The organism is Halomonas sp. Y3 (assembly GCF_024137965.1).
Taxonomy (GTDB): domain Bacteria; phylum Pseudomonadota; class Gammaproteobacteria; order Pseudomonadales; family Halomonadaceae; genus Halomonas; species Halomonas mongoliensis.
The window spans coordinates 2,687,131-2,703,546 of record NZ_CP099975.1; the positions used below are offsets into that span (position 1 = coordinate 2,687,131).

The 16,416-nt window shown below is 69.5% G+C and carries 16 protein-coding genes; 8 read left to right on the top strand and 8 right to left on the bottom strand.

The annotated features are described in order from the left end of the window. Positions 1 to 40: 40 nt before the first annotated feature. The 8 genes from NHL60_RS12810 to hemA form a co-directional block, all read right to left on the bottom strand. Complete coding sequence (locus tag NHL60_RS12810) at positions 41 to 1,147, bottom strand: polyamine ABC transporter substrate-binding protein (RefSeq protein ID WP_253443906.1); 1,107 nt, start codon at positions 1,145 to 1,147, stop codon at positions 41 to 43. Positions 1,148 to 1,253: 106 nt separating this feature from the next. After that, positions 1,254 to 2,600 (bottom strand): glutamine synthetase family protein, encoded by a 1,347-nt coding sequence (locus tag NHL60_RS12815; RefSeq protein WP_253443908.1) that lies wholly within the window; start codon positions 2,598 to 2,600, stop codon positions 1,254 to 1,256. A 35-nt stretch (positions 2,601 to 2,635) separates the two neighbouring features. Further along, positions 2,636 to 3,943, bottom strand: a complete 1,308-nt coding sequence (locus NHL60_RS12820) for an FAD-binding oxidoreductase (protein WP_253443910.1) — start codon at positions 3,941 to 3,943, stop codon at positions 2,636 to 2,638. 221 nt (positions 3,944 to 4,164) lie between these two features. Further along, complete coding sequence (locus NHL60_RS12825) at positions 4,165 to 4,911, bottom strand: molybdopterin-synthase adenylyltransferase MoeB (RefSeq protein ID WP_253452184.1); 747 nt, start codon at positions 4,909 to 4,911, stop codon at positions 4,165 to 4,167. Between the two features lie 8 nt (positions 4,912 to 4,919). Further along, complete coding sequence (locus NHL60_RS12830; RefSeq protein ID WP_253443912.1) at positions 4,920 to 5,420, bottom strand: Lrp/AsnC ligand binding domain-containing protein; 501 nt, start codon at positions 5,418 to 5,420, stop codon at positions 4,920 to 4,922. Positions 5,421 to 5,611: 191 nt separating this feature from the next. Then, on the bottom strand, positions 5,612 to 6,481 hold the full coding sequence (prmC, locus tag NHL60_RS12835) for a peptide chain release factor N(5)-glutamine methyltransferase (protein WP_301271063.1): 870 nt from the start codon (positions 6,479 to 6,481) through the stop codon (positions 5,612 to 5,614). A gap of 1 nt (position 6,482) precedes the next feature. Then, entirely contained in the window at positions 6,483 to 7,574 is a 1,092-nt protein-coding gene (prfA, locus tag NHL60_RS12840; protein WP_253443914.1) for a peptide chain release factor 1, read from the bottom strand. An 8-nt stretch (positions 7,575 to 7,582) separates the two neighbouring features. Next, positions 7,583 to 8,851, bottom strand: a complete 1,269-nt coding sequence (hemA, locus tag NHL60_RS12845) for a glutamyl-tRNA reductase (protein WP_253443917.1) — start codon at positions 8,849 to 8,851, stop codon at positions 7,583 to 7,585. Positions 8,852 to 9,015: 164 nt separating this feature from the next. On the opposite strand from hemA, the gene NHL60_RS12850 reads away from it, so the two are divergent. The 8 genes from NHL60_RS12850 (at position 9,016) to msrB (ending at position 16,379) form a co-directional block, all read left to right on the top strand. Continuing rightward, positions 9,016 to 10,776 carry a tetratricopeptide repeat protein gene (locus tag NHL60_RS12850; protein WP_253443920.1) on the top strand — a complete coding sequence of 587 codons (1,761 nt, stop codon included), beginning with the start codon at positions 9,016 to 9,018 and terminating at the stop codon, positions 10,774 to 10,776. 37 nt (positions 10,777 to 10,813) lie between these two features. Further along, entirely contained in the window at positions 10,814 to 11,431 is a 618-nt protein-coding gene (gene lolB / locus NHL60_RS12855; protein WP_253443923.1) for a lipoprotein insertase outer membrane protein LolB, read from the top strand. A 4-nt stretch (positions 11,432 to 11,435) separates the two neighbouring features. Beyond that, positions 11,436 to 12,293 carry a 4-(cytidine 5'-diphospho)-2-C-methyl-D-erythritol kinase gene (gene ispE / locus NHL60_RS12860; protein WP_253443926.1) on the top strand — a complete coding sequence of 286 codons (858 nt, stop codon included), beginning with the start codon at positions 11,436 to 11,438 and terminating at the stop codon, positions 12,291 to 12,293. Between the two features lie 28 nt (positions 12,294 to 12,321). After that, complete coding sequence (locus NHL60_RS12865) at positions 12,322 to 13,263, top strand: ribose-phosphate pyrophosphokinase (RefSeq protein ID WP_253443929.1); 942 nt, start codon at positions 12,322 to 12,324, stop codon at positions 13,261 to 13,263. A gap of 126 nt (positions 13,264 to 13,389) precedes the next feature. Further along, on the top strand, positions 13,390 to 14,028 hold the full coding sequence (locus tag NHL60_RS12870; protein ID WP_253443931.1) for a 50S ribosomal protein L25/general stress protein Ctc: 639 nt from the start codon (positions 13,390 to 13,392) through the stop codon (positions 14,026 to 14,028). A gap of 171 nt (positions 14,029 to 14,199) precedes the next feature. Then, on the top strand, positions 14,200 to 14,787 hold the full coding sequence (gene pth, locus NHL60_RS12875) for an aminoacyl-tRNA hydrolase (protein WP_253443934.1): 588 nt from the start codon (positions 14,200 to 14,202) through the stop codon (positions 14,785 to 14,787). A 74-nt stretch (positions 14,788 to 14,861) separates the two neighbouring features. Further along, on the top strand, positions 14,862 to 15,953 hold the full coding sequence (gene ychF / locus NHL60_RS12880; RefSeq protein WP_253443937.1) for a redox-regulated ATPase YchF: 1,092 nt from the start codon (positions 14,862 to 14,864) through the stop codon (positions 15,951 to 15,953). A 24-nt stretch (positions 15,954 to 15,977) separates the two neighbouring features. Then, entirely contained in the window at positions 15,978 to 16,379 is a 402-nt protein-coding gene (gene msrB, locus NHL60_RS12885; RefSeq protein ID WP_253443940.1) for a peptide-methionine (R)-S-oxide reductase MsrB, read from the top strand. The last annotated feature ends 37 nt before the right edge of the window (positions 16,380 to 16,416 follow it).

Genomic DNA, 16,416 nt, shown 5'->3' on the forward strand with positions numbered 1-16,416 from the left:
CGAACTGCCCGCGGCGTCCCTCGCCGCGGGCATCACGGGCTCAGCGCCCCGACTTGACGCGGTTCCAGACCCGGGTCCGCACGCGCTGCACGGCCAGCGGCTTCTCCTCGGCCACGTAGAGGTTGTCCATCACCTCCTGGTCGGGATAGATCGCCGGATCGTCGCGGATGGCCGGGTCGAGGAAGGCGTTGGCCGCCAGGTTGGGGTTGGCGTAGACCACGTACTCGGTGATCGCGGCGGCGATCTCCGGCTCGAGGATGAAGTTGATGAAGGCGTGGGCGTTGTCGGGGTTCGGCGCATCGGCGGGAATCGCCATCATGTCGAACCAGAGCGCGGCGCCCTCCTTGGGGATGCTGTAGGCGATGGTGAAGTCGCGGCCCGCCTCCTCGGCCCGGTCGGCGGCCTGGAAGATGTCGCCGGAGTAGCCCGCCGCCACGCAGATGTCGCCATTGGCGAGATCGGTGATATAGCGCGAGGAGTGGAAGTAGGTGACGTTGTTGCGCACCGCGGCGATGAGGTCCCCCGCCGCCTCCAGGTCGGCACTCTCCTCGGAGAGCGGCGAGAGCCCCAGGTAGGCCATGGCCGGGGAGAGCATCTCGTCACCGGAGTCGAGCATGGAGATGCCGCAGCCCCCCTCGCGCAGGGCGGTGGTGATCTCGGGGTCGAAGATCAGCGCCCAGGAGTCGGTCGGGGCATCCTCGCCGAGGATCTCGGTCACCCGTTCGACGTTGTAGCCGATGCCGTTGGTGCCCCACATGTAGGGGATCGAGTAGCGGCTGCCCGGGTCGACGAACTCCAGGTCGTCCATGAGATCGGGGTTGAGGTTGGCCATGTTGGGCAGCTTGTCGTGGTCCAGCTCCTGGTAGACCCCGGCGCTGATGTGGCGGGTCAGGTAGTGGTTGGAGGGTACCACCACGTCATAGCCGGAGCGGCCCGCCAGCAGGGCGGCATCGAGCACCTCGTTGCTGTCGTAGACGTCGTAGATCACCTCGATGCCGGTGGCCGCGGTGAACTTCTCCAGGGTGTCCGGGGCGATATAGTCCGACCAGTTGTAGATTCGCACCTCACCCGCGGCCTGGGCGGCGGCAGCGCCCAGCGCCAGGCTGGCGGCGGCTACGGCCAGTGAGAGTCGCTTGGTTTGCATCATCGATCACCTCTTCGGTCGCTTGTTGTTATCGGTCGCCCGGAGCCGGGGCCGATGAAGCCAGCGTAGCGGTCCGCGTCGGGGGCGGCCTCAACGCTGACGGGACACGTCAGACGCTGAGCAGCAGGAACTCCCGCTCCCAGGAGCTGATCACGCGCTTGAAGTTCTCGTTCTCCACCCGCTTGACCGCCACGAAACCGGTCACGAACTTGCTGCCCATGTAGGTCTCGAGCTCGGCGCAGTGCTCCATGCGCTCCAGGGCCTGCTCCAGGGTGAAGGGCAGGCGCAGGTTGCGTCGCTCGAAGGCGCGCCCCTGCACCGGCGCCGAGGGATTGACCTTCTGGATCATCCCCAGGTAGCCGCACAGCAGGCTCGCCGCGATGGCCAGGTAGGCGTTGGCATCGGCCCCCGGCAGGCGGTTCTCGACGCGGCGGTTCTGGGGGGTGGAGTCCGGCACCCGCAGGCCGCAGGTGCGGTTCTCCTCGCCCCACTCCACGTTCACCGGTGCCGAGGTATCGGGCAGGAAGCGGCGGAAGGAGTTGACGTTGGGGGCCATCAGCGGCAGCGCCTCGGGGATGAACTTCTGCAGCCCGCCGATATGGTGCAGGAAGAGCTGGCTCATGGTGCCGTCGGGGTTGGAGAAGACGCTCCTGCCGCTCTTCGCGTCCACCACGCTCTGATGGATATGCATGGCGCTGCCGGGCTCGTTGGTGACCGGCTTGGCCATGAAGGTGGCCGCCACGTCGTGCTTGAGCGCCGCCTCGCGCATGGTGCGCTTGAACAGGAAGACCTGGTCTGCCAGGGCCAGGGCATCGCCGTGACGGAAGTTGATCTCCATCTGGGCGGTGCCCTCCTCGTGGATCAGGGTGTCGATATCGATGCCCTGGGTCTCGCACCAGTCGTACATGTCCTCGAAGAGGGGGTCGAACTCGTTGGCGGCGTCGATGGAGAAGGACTGGCGGCCGGTCTCCTGGCGGCCGCTGCGGCCGATGGGCGGCTGCAGCGGCAGGTCCGGATCTTCGCAGCGCTTGGTGAGGTAGAACTCCATCTCGGGAGCGACGATGGGGCGCCAGCCCCGCTCGGCGTAGAGCGCCAGCACCTTCTTGAGCTGGTTGCGCGCCGAGAGCTCGATGGGGTTGCCCATCTTGTCGTAGCAGTCATGGATCACCTGGGCGGTGGGCTCCAGGGCCCAGGGGACCGGATAGGCGGCACTCGGGTCAGGCTTGCAGACCATGTCGATATCGGCCGGGTCGAGCAGCGAGTAGTAGAGGTCGTCCTCGACGTAGTCGCCGGTCACCGACTGCAGCAGCACGCTCTCGGGCAGGCGCATGCCCTTCTCGGCCACGAACTTGGAGACCGGGGCGATCTTGCCACGGGCGATGCCGGTGATGTCCGCAACCAGGCACTCCACCTCGGTGATGCGTCGCTCCTTCAGCCAGCTTTCCAGGTCTTTCATGGGAACCTCGTCTGGCGCCCGAGGGCGGGCGCTCGTCATAGTCGGTCGCGCAGCTTGTAGAAGCTGGTGGCCAGCACCAGCAGCGGCGTGCGCAGCCGCTCGCCGCCGGGAAAGCGCCGGTGGGGCATGGCGGCAAAGGCATCGAAGCGCTCGCTCTGGCCGGCGATGGCCTCCGCCATCAGCCGGCCGGCCAGCCCCGCCAGGGCCATGCCGTGCCCCGAGTAGCCCTGGGCATAGTAGAGCGTCTGGCCAACACGGCCGAAGTCCGGCGCCCGGTTGAGGGTGATGGCCACCTCGCCGCCCCAGCGATAGTCGATGGCGACGCCGCGCAGGATCGGGAAGAGCCGGGCGATCTTGGCGTCCATACGCGCCTGAAGCCCCCTGGGCTCGCGGCCGGTGTAGCTCACCTCGCCGCCGTAGACCAGCCGCCGGTCACCGGAGAGCCGATAGTAGTCGAGCACGAAGTTGGCATCCGACAGGGCGTCGTTTCTCGGCAGCACCCGGGCGGCGCGCTCGGCGGAGAGCGGCTCGGTGGCGACGATATAGTTGGCCGCCCGCATCACCCGCCCCTCGAGTTCCGGCACCAGGCGGTGCTGGAAGGCGTTGGTGCCCAGCACCACGAAGTCGGCGGTCACGCTCCCCTCGGGGGTCATCACCCGGTGGGGAGCGCCGCGCTGGATGTCCAGCGCCGGGCTGCCCTCGTGGAGCCGGGCGCCGGCATCGCGGGCGGCCCGGGCCAGCCCCAGGGTGTAGTTGAGCGGGTGCAGGTGCCCCGCCTCGCTCTCGTGCAGCGCCCCGGGGTAGGCGTCGGTCACCACCCGTTCGCGCAGGGCGTCCCCCTCGAGCCAGGTCAGCGCCTCATAGCCGTAGTCTCGGGCCAGGCGGTCGCGGAAGGCCTTGAGCTCGCTGACGTGGCGCGGCTTGACCGCGGCGTGCAGGTAGCCCCAGGCCAGGTCGCAGGGGATGGCGTGGCGCCCGATAAGCTCGGCGGTAAGCGCCACCGCCTCGCGACTCATGGCCCAGATATCCTGGGCGGCCGACAGGCCCAGGGCGCGCTCCACGGTAGCGATATCGGTGCCGAGCCCCGGCAGGATCTGGCCGCCGCTGCGCCCGGAGGCGCCATGGCCGATCTCGCTGGCCTCCAGCAGCACCACCGAATAGCCCCGCTCGGCCAGGTGCAGCGCCGCCGAACAGCCGGTCACCCCGCCACCGATCACGCAGACGTCGGCACGCACCTCCCCCGCCAGGGGCGGGCAGGGGCCGAGCGCCACGGCGATGGAGTCGCGGTACCAGGAGGCGGGGCGGCGTTCGAGGCTACCGGAAGAGGGGGGAGATACGCTCATGCGCAGGGCGCTCGCTGTTGTTCTTGAGATTGTTGATGCGATTCAGTTTGACATCAGCCGCGGCGAAACTGTCAAGTATTCGATACCAACGCCGCGGGGCGCCCGCTCCTGCGCCAACCGCCGCCGGTGGCCCGCTAAACGGGCTGGCATCCTGGCTTTCCGGCGCCCTCGAGGCGCTACCCCGGCCCCGGGCGGCCGCCCGGAGCGTCAAGAAATTACCATCACCCGCCGCAGGTCGCACAGGCCGGATCCCGGGGCACCCGGAAGTGGCGCCACTGGCCGGTGAGGCCGTCGAAGGTGGAGAGCCCCCGATGGGGGGTGCCCGCGCCGCTGAGCAGCTTGATCGCCTCCAGGGCCTGAAAGCTGCCGATCAGCCCCACCAGGGGAGCCACCACGCCGCTCTCGGCGCAGGAGAGCGCCTCGTCGCCGCTGCCATCCGGCGGATAGAGGCAGGCGTAGCAGGGGCACTCGGGGTCCCGGGGATCGAACACCGCCAGCTGCCCGGAGAAGCGGATCGCCGCCCCGGAGACCAGCGGCACGCCCGCCGCCCGGCAGGCGGCGTTGATGGCGTAGCGGCTGGAGAAGCGATCGGTGCAGTCAAGCACCACGTCGGCGTCGGCCACCGCCGCGGCCATGCGCTCCCCCTCCAGGTGGGCGGTCAATGTCTCGATGCGGCAGCCGGGGTTCAACGCCTGGGCCGACTCCCGGGCGGACTCTGCCTTGTTGCGGCCCAGGTCCGCTTCGCCGTGGGCGATCTGGCGCTGCAGGTTGGAGAGCTCCACCGCATCGGCATCGGCCAGGGTCAGCCGGCCGACCCCGGCGGCGGCCAGGTAGAGGGCCACCGGGGAGCCGAGCCCACCGGCGCCCACCACCAGGGCGCGGCCGGCGAGCAGCCGCTCCTGCCCCTCGATGTCGATCTGGGCCAGCATGATCTGGCGGCTGTAGCGCAGCAGGTCGGCGTCGTTCATGGTCGCGGTCACTTGCCTTCGAACTCCTCGATATCGGGCACGTGGAGGGAGAACTCCTCCTTCACCTCCTCCATCACCACATAGCTCTTGGACTCCTTGACCCCGGGCAGGGTCAGCACCACGTCGCCGAGCAGCTGTCGGTAGGCGGACATCTCGGGGATGCGGCACTTGAGGATGTAGTCGAACTGGCCGGAGACCAGGTGGCACTCCTGGATCTGGGGCAGCTTGGCCACGGCGCGACGGAATTCGTCGAACACCGCCGGCGACTGGGTCTCCAGGCTGATCTCGACGAAGACCAGCAGGTTGGCCTTGAGCGCCCGGGGGTCGAGTACCGCCTTGTAGCCGCGGATGACCCCGGCGCGCTCCAGGCGCTTGACCCGCTCCAGGCAGGGGGTGGTGGAGAGCCCCACCTGGGAGGCGAGGTCGACGTAGGAGATGCGGGCGTTCTCCTGCAGGCAGCGCAGGATCTTGAGGTCGATACGGTCGAGAGTGCGAGTCTTGGCTTTCATGGGGAGGTGGCTGGCCGGTCGGGAGTGGCAGACTGAGCCGTCCAAACAGGTGATTGAACTGGAAACAACCGCGGCAACGGCCGCTGTCTGGTGTTCAGTCACGCATTCAGGGCGGCTTTCGGTATTATTTTCTGATCAACATCTACCATAACATCCCGCGGCACCGCCAGCCGCCCTCTCAACGTCCAACGTCAGGCCAGGCGGCCGAGGGAGACCCGCTCGTGGCCGGCCAGGTCGCGCCGGGTCGCCACCTCCCGGTAATCGGCCGCCTGCAGGGCGTCGCGCACCGCCCTCCCCTGCTCGGCGCCGTGTTCCAGCAGCAGCCAGCCGCCCGGTGCAAGGTAGCCGCGGGCGACCGCCACCAGGTGGCGCAGATCGGCCAGGCCGGCCTCGCCGGCCACCAGAGCGCTCACCGGCTCGAAGCGCAGGTCGCCCCGGGCCAGGTGGGGGTCGTCATCGGCGAGATAGGGCGGGTTGGAGACGATCAGGTCGAAGCGTTCGGCGGCCTCGCCCTCCGCGGGGGCCAGCGCGGAGAGCCAGTCGCTCTGGCGGAACTCGGCGTTGACGATGGCGAGCCGCGCGGCGTTGCGGCGAGCCAGCGCCACCGCCTCGGGGCGGATATCCACCCCCAGCACCCGCCACGCCGGCCGCTCGCTGGCGAAGGCGAGCGCGATGGCGCCGGTGCCGGTGCCGAGATCCAGCAGGCGCCCGCTGGCCGCCTTCGCCCGCTCCAAGGCGGCTTCCACCAGGGTCTCGGTATCGGGGCGGGGGATCAGGGTGCTCGGCTCGGTGGCCAGGCGCAGGCCCCAGAACTCCCGCTCGCCGGTGAGGTAGGCCACCGGCTCGCCGGCCTCGCGGCGCGCCACCAGGGCGGCGAAGCGTTCCGCCATGGCGGGGTCCGCCTCGCGATCCCCCCAGGTGTAGAGCCAGGTGCGGTCGACCTCGAGCAGGTGGCAGAGCAGCACCTCGGCGTCGAGGCGCGGCGTGGGCGAGCCGGCCTCGGCCAGGCGCGCCGCCGCCGCCACCAGCAGGGCATCGAGACGCTGGCTTGCACCCAGCACCTCAGGCCTCCTGCTGCAGGGCGGCGAGCTGCTCCGCCTGGTACTCGTGGATCAGCGGCTCGATCACCTCGTCGAGCTGCTCGCCGCCGATCACCTCGGACAGCTTGTAGAGGGTCAGGTTGATGCGGTGGTCGGTGACCCGCCCCTGGGGGAAGTTGTAGGTGCGGATGCGCTCGCTGCGGTCGCCGGAGCCCACCAGGCTCTTGCGCTCGTCGGCCTGGGCCTGGCGCCGCGATGACTCGGCGCTCTGCTTGAGCCGGGCGGCGAGCAGCGACATCGCCTTGGCGCGGTTCTTGTGCTGGCTGCGCTCCTCCTGGCACTCCACCACCACGCCGCTGGGCAGGTGGGTGATGCGGATGGCGGAGTCGGTGGTGTTGACATGCTGGCCGCCGGCGCCGCTGGAGCGGAAGGTATCCACCCGCAGGTCGGCGGGGTTGATCTCGATGTCGCCCACCTCGTCCGCCTCGGGCATCACCGCCACGGTGCAGGCGGAAGTATGGATGCGCCCCTGGGACTCGGTGGCCGGCACCCGCTGCACGCGATGGGCGCCGGACTCGAACTTGAGCCGAGCGTAGACCCCCTCGCCCTTGATGCGCGAGATGATCTCCTTGTAGCCGCCCTGCTCGCCATGGCTGGCGCTGACCACTTCCACCCGCCAGCCGTGCTGCTCGGCGTAGCGAGAATACATGCGGAACAGGTCGCCGGCGAACAGCGCCGCCTCGTCGCCGCCGGTGCCGGCGCGCACCTCGAGGAAGACGCTGCGGCCGTCGTCGGGGTCCTTGGGCACCAGCAGCTGCTTGAGCTCCCCTTCCAGGGTCTCCAGGCGCTCGCGCCCCTCGGCCAGCTCCAGCTCGGCCAGCTCGCGCATCTCGGGGTCGCTGTCACAGGCGAGCTGCTCGGCGGCCTCGATATCGTCCTCGACCCCGCGATAGACCCGCCAGGCCTCCACCAGCGGCTCCAGCTCGGCATACTCGCGGGAGTAGTCTCGGAAGCGGCGCTGGTCGCCGATCACGTCGGGCTCCGCCAACAGGGCGGCGAGCTCCTCGAAGCGCTCGCCGAAGGCGTCGAGGCGCTGGCGCAGGGATGCTTTCATGGGTCGTCCTATCGGGTCTTGTCGGGGGAGTCGGCGAGGAGCAGCGCGCCGGCGGCTTCGAGCAGATCGTGGCGCTCGGCGGAGGCGGCCTCGCGCAGCGCCACGGTGGGGCGGTGCAGCAGCCGGTTGGTGAGCTGGTGAGCCAGGCGGCGCACCACCGCCTCGGGGTCCTCGCCTCGGCCGAGGCGCATCAGCGCCTGCTCCAGGGAGAGGTCGCGCTGGGCCTCGCCCAGGGAACGAAAGTCGTGGATCAGCTCGCCGCCGCCGCGGATGCGCCGCTCGTGCAGCCAGGCGCCCACGCCGTGCTCGATCAGCGACTCGGCCTGGTCGGCGGCCACCTGGCGGTGGCGGCGATTCTCCTCGATCACCTCCTGAAGGTCATCGACGGAGTAGAGAAAGATATCGGAGAGCTTGCCCACCTCGGGCTCGATATCCCGGGGCACGGCGATGTCCACCATGAAGATGGGGCGGTGGCGCCGCTTCTTCAGCGCCCGCTCCACCATGCCCTTGCCGATGATCGGCAAGGGCGCGGCGGTGGAGGAGATGACGATATCGGCCTCCGCCAGCGCCTCGGGAATGGCGTCCAGGGCAATGGCGCGTCCGCCCAGGCTGCCGGCCAGCAGCTCGGCGCGCTCCCGGGTCCGGTTGGCCACGGTGAGCTGGCGCACGCCGGCCTCGTGGAGGTGGCGGGCCACCAGCTCGATGGTCTCGCCGGCGCCGATCAGCAGGGCCCGGGCACGACCGAAGTCGTCGAAGATCCGGCTGGCCATGCTGACCGCCGCGTAGGCCACGGAGACGGGGTTCTTGCCGATGCCGGTCTCGGTACGCACCTGCTTGGCCACCGAGAAGGTGTGCTGAAAGAGGCACTCGAGCTCCTTGCCCAGCCCCCGCGCCAGCCGGCTGGCCTGGTAGGCGTCCTTGAGCTGGCCGAGGATCTGCGGCTCTCCCAGCACCATGGAGTCGAGCCCCACCGCTACCCGCATCAGGTGGCGGGCGGCCTCGTTGTCCAGGTAGTGGTAGGCACACCGGGACAGATCCTCCACCGGGAGGCCGTGGAAGCGGCCCAGCCAGTCGAGGATCGCACGCTCCCCCTCCGTCTCGGTGACGCAGTAGAGCTCGGTGCGATTGCAGGTGGAGAGAACCGCCGCTTCCTTGACCTGCGGCAAACCACGCAGCTCACCGAGCGCCGTCTCCAGCTGGGCTGGCGTGAAGGCCACCTGTTCGCGCACCTCGACGGTGGCGGTTCGATGATTGATTCCTAGGGCAAGCAGCGTCATGCGTAGGGCGTCTTTGCTGGTGGTGGCCGGCCTTGGCGGCATCATGAATAATGCGCAGCGATTCTATCACAGGGTCACCGCCTTGGGCGCCCCTGCCGAGGCGACCTTTGCCCGCGCCGGCCGAGCCGTTATGCTGGCGGTTCGGCCCTGCCAACGAGATGCTCATGCCTGCCGTCCGCTCCTCGTCACTTCGCTCGCTTTCCGCCCGCCTGGCGCCCCTGGCGCTGGCCGTCACGCTCGGCGGCTGCCAGGCGCTGCCTTCGGCCGGGGAACATGAACTGCCCCTGGACGACCCCCTGATCGGAGCGCCCCCCATCGAGCGCGGCCTGGACGCCCAGGGGCTGGCGGGGCTCCTGACCGCGGAGCTCGCCGGGCAGCGGGGCGACTACCGCCGGGCCGCCCTGGGCTACCTGGAGGCCAGCGAGCGCTACGCCACCCCGGCGCTGGCCGAGCGCGCCGCCCTGGCGGCCAGCTTCAGCAGCGACCGCGAACTGCTGGCCCGAGCCGCCGACCGCTGGCAGGCGCTAGCCCCGGGTGCCGAAGCCCCCTCCCGCCTGCTGGCCGGCCTGGCCGTCCAGCGCGGCGACTGGCCAGAGGCGCTGCGTCAGCGCCTGGCGCTGGTCGAGCGCGGCGGCGAGAGCGACCTCACCGCCTTCGTCGAGGCGGCGCTGGCCGAGAACGCCGACCCGCGCCCGCTGCTCCCCCTGCTGCGCGACTGGCTGCCCCGCGCCCCCCAAGGGCCCGCCCGCCAGGACGCGGAGCTCGCCACCGCCCTGCTGGAGGTCTCCGCCGGCGATATCGTCGCCGCCGAACGGCGCCTCGCCCGGCTCGGCGAGAGCGCCCCGGCGCTGCCGGCGCTGTGGCTGACCCGGGCCCGCCTGGCCCAGGAGCGTGGCGACCACCGCGGCGCTCGGGACGCGGCCCGCCGCGGGCTGGCCCTCTCCCCGGATGACCCCCGCTTTATTCTGCTGCTGGCCCAGAGCGAGCTGCGCCTGGGCAATGTCGCCGCCGCCGAGGCCCGCACCGATGCCCTGCTCGAGGAGCATGTCGGCAACGCCTCGCTGCGCCTGGCCCTGGCCCAGCTCTATCTGGAAGAGGACGCCGCCGAGGCCGCCCGGCGCCTGCTGCTGCCCCTGGTGGATGCCCCCGACACGCCCCCCATGGCCTTCTACCTGCTCGGCACCGCCGCCGAGGCGGAGGGCGAGGTGGACAATGCCCTGCTCTACTATCGCCAGGTCGCCCCGGGTGGCGAGTTCCTCGCCGCCCGGCTGCGCGCCGCCGAGATGCTGATCGCCGACGACCGTCTGCTCGACGCTCGGGCCTTCCTGCGCATCGAGCGGCTGCGTCACGATGCCCACTTCGCCGACCTGATCACCCTGGAGGTGGAGCTGCTGGAGCGGGAGGGGCTCGGCGAAGAGGCGGACGCCCTGCTGGACCGTGAGCTCAGCCGCACCCCCAACGATGAGCAGCTGCTCTACCTGCGCGCCATGCGCGCCTGGGCGGCCGGCGACCTCGACGGCATGGAGCGGGACCTGGGGCGCATCATCGAGCGCAACCCCGACAGCGCCATGGCCCTCAATGCCCTGGGCTACACCCTGGCCGACATGAACGTGACCGAACGCCTGGACGAGGCGCGCGAGATGATCGAGCGCGCCCACGAGCTCGACCCCGGCAACCCCGCCATTCATGACAGCCTGGGCTGGGTCTACTTCCGCCTGGGGGACCCGGAGCGTGCCCTGCCCTGGCTGGAGCGCGCCTATGCGGCCATGCCCGACCAGGAGATCGCCGCCCACCTGATCGAGGTGCTCTGGGCCCTGGAGCGCCGCACCGAGGCTCGCGAGCGCCTGGCCGAGGCGCTGGAACGCTTCGATGAGCGTCCGCTGATCGACGACCTGCTCCGGCGCCTGCCCGAACTGCGGCCCTGACGCCGCGATTCCCCCGACCACCGCCACGAGAGACCCCATGACACCACGCTCCCTGACGACGCTGCTGATTCCCCTGTTCGCCCTGCTGCTGCTGGCCGGCTGCGCCGGCCGCACTCCCGCACCGGATGGCGAACGCGCCGCCGGCCAGTGGCAGGCCCAGGCCGAGCGCACCGAGGCCCTCGACACCTGGATCCTGGCCGCCCGGGTCGGGTTGCGCACCTCCCAGGACGCGACCAGCGCCAATCTCGACTGGAGCCAGCACTCCCACTACTATCGGATGCTGCTCAGCGGCCCCTTCGGCAGCGGCCGCAGCACCCTGGAGGGTCGCGAGGGGCGCTTCTCCCTGACCACCAGCGAAGGGCGCTTCGAGGCCGAGACCCCGGAAGCCTTGATGGAGGAGCAGCTGGGCTGGTCCCTGCCGGTGGGGGCCCTGCAGGACTGGGTTCGCGGCCTGCCCGGCGCCAACAGCGACTACCGCCTCGAGGAGGATGAGCTGGGCTTTCCCCTGCACCTGATGCAGGACGGCTGGACCATCGACTACCGCGACTGGACCCAGACCGAGTCGCTCTGGCTGCCGCGGCGCCTGGTGATGACCTACGGCGACCTGCGGGTGACCCTGGTGGTCACCGACTGGCGCCCCGTCGTCGATGAGTGAGCCGATGAGAGAGCCCCTTGTCCTGCCCGCCCCGGCCAAGCTCAACCGCATGCTGCATATCATCGGTCGCCGGCCCGACGGCTACCACGAGCTGCAGACGCTCTTCCAGTTCCTCGACCACGGCGACACCCTGCGCCTCTCCTCCCGCAGCGACGGCGAGCTGCGCCTGACCCCCGAGCTGCCCGGCGTCGCCGCCGAGGAGAACCTGGTGCTGCGCGCCGCCCGGGCGCTGCAGCAGGAGAGCGGCCGCCGCCTGGGCGCCGATATCCACCTTGAGAAGCGCCTGCCCATGGGCGGCGGCCTGGGGGGCGGCAGCTCGGATGCCGCCACCGCCCTGGTCGGGCTCAACCGGCTCTGGGCGCTGGGACTCCCCCTGGAGCGGCTGGCCGAGCTGGGGCTCGCCCTGGGCGCCGACGTGCCGGTCTTCGTGCGCGGCCACGCCGCTTGGGGGGAGGGGGTCGGCGAACGCCTCACCCCGGTGGAACTGGACACCCCCTGGTTCGTGGTGGTGCATCCGGGCGTGGCGGTCTCCACCCCCGCGGTGTTCGGGGCAGCCGAATTGACACGCCACACACCCCCGATTACCATGGCGCGCGCCCTGCAGGGGGGAGCGTCTAGCTGGCGCAACGACTGCGAGGCCACGGTGCGTCGTCTCTACCCGCCGGTGGCAGAAGCGATCGACTGGCTGTCGGAGCGGGCACCCAGCCTGCTGACCGGCACCGGCGCCTGTGTCTTTTCCCGCCTGCCGCGGGAGGTCGATGCGGACCGGCTGCTGGCCGAGATCGACGGACGCTGGCCAGCCTTCAAGGCCCGCGGCCTGAACCGCTCTCCCCTCCACGAAGTTCTGGGATTCAACTCCTGATGACCCAACACTGCATAGGTGGCTGCGCGTGTCAAAATTGATGGTTTTCGCCGGGAACGCCAATCCCGAACTCGCCCGTAAGATCGCCGAGAGTCTGGATACTCGCCTTGGCAACGCCACGGTCGGCCAGTTCAGCGACGGCGAAATCGCGGTCGAGATCAACGAGAACGTGCGCGGCAAGGATGTCTTCATCCTTCAGTCCACCTGTGCGCCGACCAACGACAACCTGATGGAGCTGGTGCTGATGGTCGACGCCCTGCGTCGCGCCTCGGCCCACCGCATCACCGCCGTGGTGCCCTACTTCGGCTATGCCCGTCAGGATCGTCGCGTGCGCTCGGCCCGGGTGCCGATCTCCGCCAAGATCGTCGCCGACATGCTGGTCAAGGCCGGCGTCGACCGCGTCATGACCATGGACCTCCATGCCGACCAGATTCAGGGCTTCTTCGACGTGCCGGTGGACAACGTCTACGGCTCGCCGATCCTGCTCGACGACATCGAGCGTCAGAACTACGAGAACCTGGTGGTGGTCTCCCCCGACGTGGGCGGCGTGGTGCGCGCCCGGGCCATCGCCAAGCAGCTCAACGCCGACCTCGCCATCATCGACAAGCGTCGTCCCCAGGCCAACCAGGCCCAGGTGATGCACATCATCGGCGAGATCGAAGGCCGCAACTGCGTGGTGGTAGACGACATGATCGACACCGCCGGCACCCTCTGCAAGGCCGGCGAAGCGCTCAAGGAGCACGGTGCCGAGCGCGTTGTCGCCTACGCCACCCACCCGATTCTCTCGGGCCCGGCGGTGGACAACATCGTCGGCTCGGTGCTCGACGAGGTGGTGGTCACCGATACCATTCCGCTCTCCGACAACGCCCGCCGCTGTGGCCGCATCCGCCAGCTGAGCGTGGCCGGCCTGATCGCCGAGGCGATCCGTCGGGTGAGCAACGAAGAATCCGTCAGCGCCATGTTCCACTGAGGTCTGCCTCGGGAACCGGCGCCGGACAGCACCCTGCGGGACCCTCCGTCCCGGCAGGCTATCGGAAGTGCCGTTGGTCAGGTCGCGGGCCACGGCGCTTTCCTACTTCACTGAAGAGGCAATTCCATGTCTGATTTTACCCTTAACGCCAGCGTTCGTAACGACCTGGGGAAAGGTGCGAGCCGCCGCCTGCGTCGTGCGAACCTCCAGGTGCCGGCCATCATCTACGGTGGCGAAAAGGCCCCCCAGCCGATCTCCGTCGAGAAGTCCGCCTTCTACAAGGCGATCGAGCAGGAGTCCTTCTTCTCCTCCGTGATCAACCTGGTCATCGACGGCCAGAGCGAGCAGGTCGTGGTGCGTGACCTCCAGCGCCACCCCTTCAAGCCGCTGGTCACCCACGCCGACTTCCTGCGCGTTGACGCCACCCATGAGATCACCATCAACGTGCCGCTGCACGTGGTGGGCGAGGAGAAGTCCAAGGCGATCAAGGACAACGGCGGCGAGCTGCACGTGCTGGCCAACGAAGTCCAGATCAGCTGCCTGCCCAAGGACCTGCCCGACTTCCTGGAAGTGGACATCACCGACGTCGAGCTGGGCACCACCCTGCACCTGACCGATCTGACCCTGCCGGCCGGCGTGAGCCTGGTCGAGCTGACCCACGGCGAAGACCACAACCAGGCGATCCTGAGCATCACCAAGGCCAAGGTCCGCGGTGGCGATGCCGACGAAGCGGCCGAAGGCGAGGAAGGCGAGCAGGGCGAGTAATCTCCCGCGCCACGCTCGGGGGGCCGTGCCAGCCGCGGCCCCCTTCGGTTATGATCAAGCGCCCCGGCGCTTGATTTTTTTTGTGGCCGCCCGTCCCTGGCGGCCATCCTGCGGACCGCCGCTAACGCGACGTCAAAAATCATTCCGGATGATTTTTTGGAGACAACCGCCATGAGTCAGGTCAGAGCCATCATCGGACTGGGCAACCCGGGCGCCGACTACGAGGCCACCCGCCACAACGCCGGCGCCTGGCTGGTGGAGGCCGTGGCCCGCCGCGCCGGCGCCGAGCTGCGCCCGGACCGCAAGTTCCTGGGGCTCCACGCCAGGGTTCAGTTCGAAGGACACGACCTTCACCTGCTCAACCCGACCACCTTCATGAACCGCAGCGGCGGCGCCGTGGCGGCGCTCTGCCAGTTCTACAAGATCGCCCCGGACGAGCTGCTGGTCGCCCATGACGAGCTGGATATCGCCCCCGGCACCGCCCGCTACAAGACCGGCGGCGGCCACGGCGGCCATAACGGGCTGCGCGACATCGTCAGCGCCCTGGGCAACGAGCGCGGCTTCCACCGCCTGCGCATCGGCATCGGCCACCCGGGCGATGCTAAGCAGGTGACCCACTTCGTGCTGGGGCGCCCCGGCAAGGCCGAACATGCCGCCATCGAGGCCGCCATCGACGAGTGCCTGGCCACCCTGCCCCTGGCGCTCGCCGGCGACTGGGTCAAGGCCATGAACCGGCTGCACAGTTTCAAGAGCGCTTGATGTTCCAAACGCGCTTCGCCCGCGTAGAATAGACGCCACTTTCCAATCGCGAACACGCTTTCCAGGACGATCCCATGGGTTTCAACTGCGGTATCGTCGGCCTGCCCAACGTCGGCAAGTCGACCCTCTTCAACGCCCTCACCAAGTCCGGCATCGACGCCGAGAACTTCCCCTTCTGCACCATCGAGCCCAACGTCGGCATCGTGCCGATGCCCGACCCGCGCCTCGACAAGCTGGCGGAGATCGTCAAGCCCCAGAAGGTACTGCCCACCACCATGGAGTTCGTGGATATCGCCGGCCTGGTGGAAGGCGCCTCCAAGGGCGAGGGGCTCGGCAACAAGTTCCTGGCCAATATCCGCGAGACCCAGGCCATCGCCCACGTGGTGCGCTGCTTCGACAACGACAACGTCATCCACGTGGCCAACCAGGTGGATCCCCGGGCCGATATCGAGATCATCAACATGGAGCTGGCGCTGGCCGACCTCGACACCGTGGAGCGCGCCATCCAGCGCCTGGTGCGGGTGGCCAAGGGCGGCGACAAGGAGGCCATCGCCACCAAGGCGATCCTCGAGCGCATCCAGCCCCATCTGGCCGAGGGCCTGCCGCTGCGCAGCTTCGGCCTCGATGACGACGAGCAGAAGCAGCTCAAGGGCTTCGGCTTTTTGACCCTCAAGCCCACCATGTACATCGCCAACGTCAACGAGGATGGCTTCGAGGCCAACCCCTACCTGGATGTGGTGCGCGAGATCGCCGAGGCCGAGGGGGCAGTGGTGGTGCCGGTGTGCAACCAGCTCGAGGCGGAGATCGCCGAGCTCGACGACGAGGAACGCGCCATGTTCCTCGACGAGATGGGCATGGAGGAGCCGGGGCTCGACCGCGTGATCCGCGCCGGCTACGCCCTGCTCGGCCTGCAGACCTACTTCACCGCCGGGGTGAAGGAGGTGCGCGCCTGGACCGTGAAGGTGGGTGCCACCGCCCCCGAGGCCGCCGGCGTCATCCACACCGACTTCCAGAAGGGCTTCATCCGCGCCGAGGTCATCGCCTATGATGACTTTGTCACCCTGGGCGGCGAACAGGGCGCCAAGGACGCCGGCAAGTGGCGCCTGGAGGGCAAGGAGTACATCGTCCAGGATGGTGACGTGATCCACTTCCGCTTCAATGTCTGAAGCCGGTCGACGAGGAGAGACGGCATGCGCAACAAGATCGCCAAGAGCGAAGCCGAGTGGCGTGAGCAGCTGACTGAGGAGCAGTACCGGGTGACCCGGGAGCAGGGCACCGAGCCGCCCTTCAGCGGCGACTACCGGGTCAGCGACGAGCACGGCATCTACCACTGCGTGTGCTGCCAGGCCCCGCTGTTCGAGAACGAGCACAAGTTCGACGCCGGCTGCGGCTGGCCGAGCTTCGACAGGCCCCTGGGCAAGCATAGCGTCGAGGAGCGGCCGGACAGCTCCCACGGCATGCTGCGTACCGAGGTGGTCTGCGCCCACTGCGACGCCCACCTGGGCCATGTCTTTCCCGACGGCCCGCCGGAGACCACCGGTCTGCGCTACTGCATCAACTCGGTGGCCATCGACTTCCACGGCGGGGAATAACCGCCCGGCGAGGAATCGTCTTCCGTCGCATCCAGCC

Bases quoted from the DNA above. Each gene is read 5' to 3' on its own strand.
- NHL60_RS12810 (WP_253443906.1), bottom strand. From the start codon at position 1,147: ATGATGCAAACCAAGCGACTCTCACTGGCCGTAGCCGCCGCCAGCCTG.
- NHL60_RS12815 (WP_253443908.1), bottom strand. From the start codon at position 2,600: ATGAAAGACCTGGAAAGCTGGCTGAAGGAGCGACGCATCACCGAGGTG.
- NHL60_RS12820 (WP_253443910.1), bottom strand. From the start codon at position 3,943: ATGAGCGTATCTCCCCCCTCTTCCGGTAGCCTCGAACGCCGCCCCGCC.
- NHL60_RS12825 (WP_253452184.1), bottom strand. From the start codon at position 4,911: ATGAACGACGCCGACCTGCTGCGCTACAGCCGCCAGATCATGCTGGCC.
- NHL60_RS12830 (WP_253443912.1), bottom strand. From the start codon at position 5,420: ATGAAAGCCAAGACTCGCACTCTCGACCGTATCGACCTCAAGATCCTG.
- prfA (WP_253443914.1), bottom strand. From the start codon at position 7,574: ATGAAAGCATCCCTGCGCCAGCGCCTCGACGCCTTCGGCGAGCGCTTC.
- hemA (WP_253443917.1), bottom strand. From the start codon at position 8,851: ATGACGCTGCTTGCCCTAGGAATCAATCATCGAACCGCCACCGTCGAG.
- NHL60_RS12850 (WP_253443920.1), top strand. From the start codon at position 9,016: ATGCCTGCCGTCCGCTCCTCGTCACTTCGCTCGCTTTCCGCCCGCCTG.
- lolB (WP_253443923.1), top strand. From the start codon at position 10,814: ATGACACCACGCTCCCTGACGACGCTGCTGATTCCCCTGTTCGCCCTG.
- ispE (WP_253443926.1), top strand. From the start codon at position 11,436: ATGAGAGAGCCCCTTGTCCTGCCCGCCCCGGCCAAGCTCAACCGCATG.
- NHL60_RS12870 (WP_253443931.1), top strand. From the start codon at position 13,390: ATGTCTGATTTTACCCTTAACGCCAGCGTTCGTAACGACCTGGGGAAA.
- pth (WP_253443934.1), top strand. From the start codon at position 14,200: ATGAGTCAGGTCAGAGCCATCATCGGACTGGGCAACCCGGGCGCCGAC.
- ychF (WP_253443937.1), top strand. From the start codon at position 14,862: ATGGGTTTCAACTGCGGTATCGTCGGCCTGCCCAACGTCGGCAAGTCG.
- msrB (WP_253443940.1), top strand. From the start codon at position 15,978: ATGCGCAACAAGATCGCCAAGAGCGAAGCCGAGTGGCGTGAGCAGCTG.